The organism is Bacillus sp. AFS001701 (assembly GCF_002559405.1).
Classification (GTDB): Bacteria; Bacillota; Bacilli; order Bacillales; family Bacillaceae_G; genus Gottfriedia.
Genome location: NZ_NTZO01000411.1, coordinates 1 through 5,437 on the forward strand (window position 1 = coordinate 1; position 5,437 = coordinate 5,437).

The 5,437-nt window shown below is 32.2% G+C and carries 7 protein-coding genes; 4 read left to right on the forward strand and 3 right to left on the reverse strand.

What is annotated here, in order from left to right; all coding sequences use genetic code 11:
- Positions 1–17: 17 nt before the first annotated feature.
- Together CN514_RS20250 and CN514_RS20255 are read right to left on the reverse strand one after the other, a co-directional pair.
- Positions 18–704, reverse strand: coding sequence for a DUF975 family protein (locus CN514_RS20250; protein WP_098234132.1), 687 nt, complete (start codon positions 702–704; stop codon positions 18–20).
- A 78-nt stretch (positions 705–782) separates the two neighbouring features.
- Positions 783–1,328: an NUDIX domain-containing protein gene (locus CN514_RS20255; RefSeq protein WP_098234133.1), complete on the reverse strand. Its 546-nt coding sequence runs from the start codon at positions 1,326–1,328 to the stop codon at positions 783–785.
- A gap of 90 nt (positions 1,329–1,418) precedes the next feature.
- Here CN514_RS20255 and mciZ point away from each other — a divergent pair, with 90 nt between their 5' ends.
- Both mciZ and CN514_RS20260 read left to right on the forward strand, forming a co-directional pair.
- Complete coding sequence (mciZ, locus tag CN514_RS25375; protein WP_129688645.1) at positions 1,419–1,568, forward strand: Z-ring formation inhibitor MciZ; 150 nt, start codon at positions 1,419–1,421, stop codon at positions 1,566–1,568.
- A 37-nt stretch (positions 1,569–1,605) separates the two neighbouring features.
- Positions 1,606–2,517, forward strand: a complete 912-nt coding sequence (locus CN514_RS20260) for an aldo/keto reductase (RefSeq protein ID WP_098234134.1) — start codon at positions 1,606–1,608, stop codon at positions 2,515–2,517.
- 28 nt (positions 2,518–2,545) lie between these two features.
- Here CN514_RS20260 and CN514_RS20265 read toward each other — a convergent pair whose 3' ends face one another.
- A complete protein-coding gene (locus CN514_RS20265) occupies positions 2,546–3,043 on the reverse strand; it encodes a GrpB family protein (protein ID WP_098234135.1) in 498 nt (165 codons plus the stop codon).
- A 363-nt stretch (positions 3,044–3,406) separates the two neighbouring features.
- On the opposite strand from CN514_RS20265, the gene CN514_RS20270 reads away from it, so the two are divergent.
- Both CN514_RS20270 and CN514_RS20275 read left to right on the forward strand, forming a co-directional pair.
- A complete protein-coding gene (locus CN514_RS20270) occupies positions 3,407–3,883 on the forward strand; it encodes a MarR family winged helix-turn-helix transcriptional regulator (RefSeq protein ID WP_098234136.1) in 477 nt (158 codons plus the stop codon).
- The gene (locus CN514_RS20275; RefSeq protein ID WP_098234137.1) at positions 3,883–5,400 is read left to right on the forward strand and encodes an MDR family MFS transporter; all 1,518 of its coding nucleotides are present in this window, start codon (positions 3,883–3,885) and stop codon (positions 5,398–5,400) included. Before CN514_RS20270 ends, CN514_RS20275 begins: the two co-directional genes overlap by 1 nt.
- The last annotated feature ends 37 nt before the right edge of the window (positions 5,401–5,437 follow it).

Sequence of the window (5,437 nt, forward strand, 5' to 3'; positions counted from 1 at the left end):
CTTTAGTCTTAAGGTTTTTAAATTGTTTCTTTTTTTCCTTCGTAAGCTTCTTTTACTTCTTCGTAAAATTGAGCTTGAGTTGCAGAAAAATATGGTGCTACATAAAACAAAGCTAGCCCAAAAGTAATGATGATTAATAGACCCCAACCGATGAATGAAAGCCATAATAAAAATAATTTCCATTTATACCCATCCATCATTCTTCTACTTAGTGTAATTGCATCTAATGCACCCATTTCTGGATGATCTTTTAAAATATATCCAACTTGTGAATAAGCAATTGATTTTATAATACCAGGAACGATTAATAAAAGAGTCCATAATAATGTAAATAAAGTTACTAAGAATCCAACTATTATTCCTCTTATAAATTGATGCCCACTTTTAAAATAGAAAAATAAGTCCGATATGCTTTTTTCCTCATCACGAATCAACTTAATAAAGTAAACAAGTAAACCATAGCCTAGTAGAGTATTTAAGATTGCACTAATAATTTCGATTACGCTTTGGATTACACCTGGGATTGAATCTTGTTGATCCAAATCTAAAAATATACTTCCTGTATAATGTTGATTGACTGGCCCATTAAGTAACAAATGAATAAGTCCTTCTAATACACCAAAAACTACTAGTGTTAAAATCGCTTTTCCCCAGTTACCAGATAGACGATTTTTAGCTGTTTTTTTAATTGACGAAATTCTCATCTACTCATCCTCTCAAAAAATGTCATCTTATTTTACCATGTTTATTACCATAATTTGAGAATTATTTTCAATTTTATTTTAATTTTTTTGTAATAATTGTAAATATTGGACTGCAAAACATGTTTTTGCATCATGGATTGAACCTTTTTTTAGCTCTACTAAACACTCGTCTAATGTTAGCTCAAAAATTTCAACAAATTCATCTTCGTCTAATGCTGCACTATTTTCTAATTTCTTTAAACCTTTTGCTACATATATATGTATGTACTCGTCTGCAAACCCCGGTGAAGTATAAAAAGATTGTATATGCTCCCAATTTGCTGCTTCATATCCAGTCTCTTCTTCTAGCTCTCGTTTAGCCGTTACAAGTGGCTCTTCGCCTTTTTCCAATTTTCCTGCTGGAATTTCTAGAAGACTTCTTTCTAGTGCTTTTCGGTACTGCTCGACAAAAACAATTTTTCCTTCATTTGTAATTGGAATAACAGCCACTGCACCGGGATGCTTTACGATTTCACGCGTACTTGTATTTCCATTCGGTAATTCTACCTTTTGATGATATAGAGATATAACTCTTCCTGCGAATACTTTTTCTTCTGCTAGTGTTTTTTCTTCAAATTTTTTCAATTTTTTCATCACCTTGTTCTAATTTATATGGTTGTCACATACATTTTATCATTTATTTCATTAAAATACTTTCTGAAATGAGGTAGTCTTATGAAAATGTGTATGACGGAAAATTCTGTTGTCCTTGTGGGCTCCAAAACAGAAATTTTAAAAACCCTCGAAGTTATTGGTATGCAATATAAAACCGTTCAAGAATGGATTCAAAATTCCAATGGTAAGCTTCTCTATGTTGTAAAATAATTCTCTTTTCCCTACAATTAAATTTGGAGGGATTTATATGAAAAAACGTAAGCTTGGTTCTACTTTATTAGAAATATCCGAAATTGGTTTAGGATGTATGTCTCTTGGGACAGAAGAGAATAAGGCGATTTCAACAATTCATGCCGCAATCGATGCTGGAATCAATTACTTTGATACTGCTGATTTATATGATTTTGGTAAAAATGAAGAAATCGTTGGAAAAGCTTTAAAAGGTCGTAGAGATCAAGTAGTTATTGCAACGAAAGTCGGAAACCGTTGGAATAATTCAAATGATAATAAATGGTATTGGGATCCGTCGAGAGCATATATTAAAGAAGCTGTAAAAGACAATTTACGTAGGCTAAATACAGATTATATCGATTATTATCAACTTCACGGTGGGACAATCGAGGATCAATATGAAGAAACTATTTTTACTTTTGATGAACTAGTAAAAGAAGGCTTAATACGCCATTATGGAATCTCTTCAATTCGTCCAAATGTTATTAATCGATTTGTAAATCATTCTTCTATACAAGGTGTTATGATGCAATATAATGTACTAGAGCGAAGACCTGAAGAATTCTTTCCGCTTTTCGAAAAACATCATATTTCTGTCATCGCACGTGGTTCCGTGGCAAAAGGGCTATTAACAAGTAAATGGGAAAAGAAACTATCTAACAAGGGCTATATGTCATATTCAGAACAAGAATGTAATGAAACAATCCAAAAGCTTCTCCACCTTCTCGATAAGGAACAATCCTTACATAGCTTAGCTTTACACTATGTTCTTTCTCATAAAGCAGTTTCATCGTTAGCAGTTGGAGCTCGAAATAAAGAACAATTACTAGATAATCTTAACGCATACTTTGCAAAACCATTAAATTCACAACAAATCACCAAAATAAAAGAAATTTCACTTCTTACGAAATATGAGGAACATCGTTAAGACACTCCTTCCTTCCATGGAAGGAGTGTTATTTCTTCCATTTACTTGCTTTTCGATCGATTTCATCTAAAAACTCTTTTCGTCCCCTTTTATATTTTGTTTTGTTTTTAGCAAGTTCTTTTTTTAATTCTATATATTCCATTGCTTGATCAGTATGCGCAATCATATATTCTCTAAATGCAATATTTCGTTCAACAGCAGCATTTCCTTTTTCGTATACTTGTATATGGAAACTACAATTATCATCACATTTAATAAAAAATCTTCTGTCTTGCTTAGATTGATCCCCCAATTGTTCGTAACCTAAGGTATTAAGAACATCACTATACTCATCAAACTTATTTAAGCATTTTACTACGATCATTAAGTCAATGATTGGCATCGCAAACATATTCGGAATTGAAGTACTCCCTATATGATAAATTGCTGCTTTCTCCGGTAATAATAGATCAATTGCCTTTTTTTCCGACTGAAAATCTTCTTCCCAGGAAGTACGATAAGGTACAATTTCAATATTCTTTTTCACTTTAGAACACCTACACTTTTTTCATTAACTTCCTTTTATAGCATTCGTTAAAGGTCACTTAATTATTGAAAAAATTAATTGGTGAAGTAAGCACATAAAAAAATGATCTGATATCATCGTGACTTTTTACTTATATCCCATTCCCTAGAATTAAACTATTTCTATTTATATAACCTAATCCCTTACCCTAAAACATACTTAAGAAATGTTCAAAAATCATAATTTAATACTAAATTAAATTTTGGTTAAAATACTCACAATTTCTACTTTATTTGGTTTCTTTGAATTATAATTATTTTAGTTACTAAGATATTTAGTTACGTTAACTTTTTATAGTACTTCCTATTTTAAGGAGAGAATGAAATGTCAGAAAACCCAATCATTCGAAGTGAATTTATTCCGTCTCTAATAATGGAATTTAGAAAATTTAGCACTTCAATCGTTCTTTTTAATGAAGGACTTGCCTCGAACCTTCATTTAAATGCGACTGATTTACGATGTCGAGAGTTACTTTGCCATACTGGTCCAATTTCAGCTGGAAAGTTATCACAATTAACACATCTAACTACTGGTGCTATAACAGGTGTTATTGACCGACTTGAAAAAGTCAACTTTGTTGAACGTATTCAAGATCCTAATGACCGTAGGCGAGTAATTATTCAACCTGTGTATGAACGTGATGATGAATTAGCAGAGCTTTTTAAACCATTATCTGACTCTCTTTCTACTATTTTTAACCAGTATGATGACAAAGAGTTAACATTATTATTTAAATTTTGGAATGATATTAATGTATTGATTCCAAAAGAGACTAAAGAATTAAATAAGGGGGAAACTTGATGGTTTCAAAAGACAGCAAGGTTGGCTTTGTCGTAGCAGGTCTATTATTAGGAATGCTCATGGCGGCTATGGATAACACAATTGTGTCAGCTTCAATGCCGACAATTGTTGGAGAACTAGGTGGTTTAGACCAATTTATTTGGGTAACCTCTGCCTATTTGGTTGCTACTATGGCAAGTATGCCGATATTTGGTAAGTTATCAGATATGTATGGTCGTAAACGATTTTATTTATTAGGACTTTTAATTTTCTTAATTGGTTCTGCATTATGTGGAACAGCAAATAGTATTGTTCAATTAAGTGTTTATCGTGCGATCCAAGGAATTGGCGGAGGTTCTCTAATGCCAATAGCCTTTACAATTATTTTCGATATTTTCCCTCCTGAAAAACGAGGAAAAATGACTGGTTTATTTGGTGCAGTTTTTGGTCTTTCTAGTGTATTTGGACCACTTTTAGGAGCATATATTACTGATCAAATTGATTGGCGCTGGATTTTCTATATCAACTTACCTTTAGGTATTATTTCTTTATATTTAATTTCTCAGTTTTATAAAGAAAATCTGCACCTTAGAAAACTTAAAATCGACTGGTTTGGTGCAATTACACTTGTTGGTTCAGTTGTCAGTTTAATGTTTGCACTTGAACTAGGTGGAAATGAATACGATTGGAATTCTGGTCCAATTATTTCCTTATTTGCTATCTTTGCAGTATTGTTTATCGCATTTATTCTAATTGAAAGAAAGGTTGAAGAGCCAATTATTTCATTTAGCTTATTTAAAAAGCAACTATTTGCGGCAACTCAAGGTGTTGCATTTTTCTACGGTTCTGCCTTCATTATTACGACCGTATTAATTCCACTTTTTGTTCAATCAGTTTATGGTGGTACAGCTACAAATTCTGGTATCATTCTTATTCCGATGATGCTTGGTTCAGTTGTAGGTAGCCAGGTAGCAGGACAATCGGTACGTAAATTTAGTTATAGAAGCATCATGTTAGTTTCTGTTGTTTTATTCTTTATTGGAATGTATTTATTAAGTACATTAGATACTAATACAGCTCGATCAACAGTAACGTTTTACATGATTATCGCAGGTCTTGGAATGGGTTGTTCATTCTCACTATTAAGTATGGCAACTCAACACAAAATCGAACCTCAAAAACGAGGCATCGCTACATCAACAAATACTTTCTTTAGAACATTAGGTATGACAATTGGTGTGACTATTTTTGGAACAATTCAAAACCACGTATTTAAAAATAAATTAAGTGATTTACTTGGTAATTTAGGTGCATTTGGCGGAAAAGTAGACTCACGTGCATTATTATCCGCTAATGCAAGAGCTAAAATTCCACCAGAAGTACTTCATAAAATATCAGAAGCAATGGCTCATTCTGTTGCGACTACTTTTAAATGGACACTAATTCCAATTACTTTAGGTTTTATCGCGATTATCCTAATGGGTAAAGAAAAGTTAACTTTTGAAGTAAAAGAAAATAGAGCGAAAAAAGCTCAATAAAAATAAAAGCCAAATCCTAGAATAGATGGATTTGGCT

Bases quoted from the DNA above. Each gene is read 5' to 3' on its own strand.
- CN514_RS20250 (WP_098234132.1), bottom strand. From the start codon at position 704: ATGAGAATTTCGTCAATTAAAAAAACAGCTAAAAATCGTCTATCTGGT.
- mciZ (WP_129688645.1), top strand. From the start codon at position 1,419: ATGAAAATGTGTATGACGGAAAATTCTGTTGTCCTTGTGGGCTCCAAA.
- CN514_RS20260 (WP_098234134.1), top strand. From the start codon at position 1,606: ATGAAAAAACGTAAGCTTGGTTCTACTTTATTAGAAATATCCGAAATT.
- CN514_RS20270 (WP_098234136.1), top strand. From the start codon at position 3,407: ATGTCAGAAAACCCAATCATTCGAAGTGAATTTATTCCGTCTCTAATA.
- CN514_RS20275 (WP_098234137.1), top strand. From the start codon at position 3,883: ATGGTTTCAAAAGACAGCAAGGTTGGCTTTGTCGTAGCAGGTCTATTA.